The organism is Roseateles sp. (genome assembly GCF_046300915.1).
GTDB lineage: Bacteria > Pseudomonadota > Gammaproteobacteria > Burkholderiales > Burkholderiaceae_C > Kinneretia.
This window is the reverse complement of sequence record NZ_JBKCLH010000156.1, coordinates 1-2,502: the sequence shown is the minus strand read 5'-3', so window position 1 is coordinate 2,502 and position 2,502 is coordinate 1. Positions and strand designations below refer to the sequence as shown.

The 2,502-nt window shown below is 67.9% G+C and carries 1 protein-coding gene; it reads right to left on the bottom strand.

The window, feature by feature from the left end; translation table 11 throughout:
* Positions 1-223: 223 nt before the first annotated feature.
* Positions 224-2,502, bottom strand: a 2,279-nt coding sequence (locus tag ACK5F2_RS12015) for a heparinase II/III family protein (protein ID WP_409864879.1), incomplete at its 5' end; no start/stop codon positions are given.

Genomic DNA, 2,502 nt, shown 5'->3' with positions numbered 1-2,502 from the left:
GTGGAGCGGTCGGTGCTGATCGAGCACACGCGCATCGGTGAAGGCCAGGCGGTGCGCGAGATGATCATCTCGCCGCAGTACTGCGTGGACCGGGCGGGTGAGGTGAGCTATGTGGGCGACGAGCTGCGCCCCTTGCGCTGGGGGGACGCGCGGGCCTGATCGAGGAGCTGGCTGTGTTGGGCTGGCTCACGCGCAGTCTTCGGTGACCCAGGCTGGCGAGTCCTCAGTAGCGCAGCTGCGGAGCCGGTATGGCGAGCAGCTGCGCCTCCGTGATGCGCTTGCTTCGCGCTACAAACGTCGAGTACCGCCAGCCGCTTGTGGCCTGGATGAAGCGGCCGACGCCGGCGCCGGGGAGATACTGCCCCGCGCCGAGATCGGCCACCCTGGCGCCTACCCAGGGGTAATAGTCCACGCCGGCCTGTACTCCCAATCGCGAGATTTGCCTGTCGTCGGGGCCAGCGGGGTCCTTCAGCACTAGGCGGTGTTTGACGACGGCATACAGGGCGTCAATGTCAGCCGTGTCAGGCCGGCTGGTCCAGGGCGTGGTGGCTTGCCCCAGGCCACCGTGGACAATGTTTTTGCTGGAGGGGGCGAAGCTTGCTTCGGCTTGATTCACTCTCTTGAAAACCCGATCGTGGCTGATGTCGATTGCATTCTCGGCATAGGCATCGGTCCATACCGGCGTTGTGTTTGCCTGGACCAGGCGCCATGTCTTGGTGGTTGTCGACAGGTACCAGAGCTCGATCCCGTTGATCTCGACGGCGGTGTTCTTTGCAGGGTTGCCCCCCTCCGCTGCGTAAATGACAAACCAAGTCAGGATGCCGCGCCAGTACGGGTAGCGCGTGCCTTTCCACCACGACCCGATGGCGTGGCCGTAGGGTTCGGTGTTCATCGCGACGGTGGGCTTGAATTTCCAGCCGACATGCTGGGCGACCCCGGCGGGAACAACCTCGTGGGGCGTGTTCATGTCTGCTATCGCTTGCTGCAGCCTTGCCCGGCCAGTCTCCGCGGTTCCTGTAGCTGAGCCCGTCGCGCCTGGTGCCTGCGCACTTGCTGCCGCAGCTACACCAGTGGTGGCGGACGAGGCGGTAGTTGCGTTCGGGCTTGCCAGCCCGGCATTGGCTGCTATCAGGGCTGCCGCCGCAATGCTGACCAGCGGCGGGCTGCCGGTGGCGGTGGCGGGCAGGGTGAGCGAGCGGCGATCGAACAGCAAGGCGTCTTTTCCGTTGATGAGTAGGTTGATCTGGCTGCCGCTCTGGCTGACCTGCAGCGGCACATTGCGGCAGCCTTCGCGCAGCACGGTCAGGTGCGCGAACTCGGTGCTGCGGCTCAGGGTGCTGAAGCGCCCGCGCGAGGGCGGGGCCTGGGGCAGCTCGGGGGCCACTTCCCAGGCCGCAGTCTGGCTGAACTGTGTGGCCGGGCCGTGGCGGTCCAGGCAGACGGAGGCGGGGCCGTTGACGCTGCGCACGGTGGCCGCATCGCTGATGAAGGGCTGAGGGGCGTGGAAGTTCAGCTCCCACTGGCGCGGCCTGGCGCTGGTGGCCCAGTCGTAGACCAGGGTCAGGCCATTGGCCTTGTCCACCACCACGCTGCGCACGGCATTGCTGAGTAGCGGGGTCCAGGTGTTGCGCGTGGTGTCCACCGCGCGGTAGGCCGAGGTGGCGTCGCCGGTGACGGCAGCGTACTGGCCGGCGCTCAGCGTGTGGATGAGGCTGCCGCCGGGGTCCATATTGAACAGCGGGTCGCCGGGGCGGGTGGCGGTGGCATGGGCCTCGGCCTGGCCGATGCCGCCGTCGAATGTGAGCGCGTTCTTGAAGCGCGTGGCGCGGGTGTTGCGGTGGTGGGGGCTGCCCACATAGGGCGTGCTGCCGGCATTGATCAGCAGGGGGCGGCCCTGAGAGACATAGGCCAGCGTGTTGTGCTCGGCCTGCGTCGCGCCATAGGCCCCGTGGCGGCTGCTGATGAAAAAGACCGAGCTTCGGTTCGGGCTGCGGATGTCGCTGTGCATGGCGGCCAGCCCGGCCTGGGTGGAGAACCAGTCATTGGCCAGGGTGCCGCTGCCGGTGGGCAGGGCCTGTGGGTTGGTACCCAGCAGCAGGAGCTGCCAGACGCTGGCGTCGGACGGGCTGCTGATATTGGCGGGCCTGGCCTGCCAGTACCAGATGGCCGAGACCTCGCGGCTTTGCTGGGCGTGCAGGCGCAGGGCGGCGGCATGGCGGGGGTAGAGATCGCGGGTCTCGGCCGCATCGCCGAAGGTGGCGGCCTGCTCTGCGCCCGGTGGGGTGAAGGCCATGAGCTGCTCGGCACTGCGGCGCAGCACCGGGAGTTCGTAAAGATCCACGCCCGCAATGCTGCGCACCGCGGCGGCAAACAGGGTGCCGGCGGCGAACTGCTGCCAGGCCTGGGCGATGGCGGGGCCCTGGTTGCCGTCCGTGCCCCAGTGCTGCAGGCTGTGGCGGTTCAGTTCGCAGGCGCGGGCCAGCAGGGTCTGGGACTCAGGGA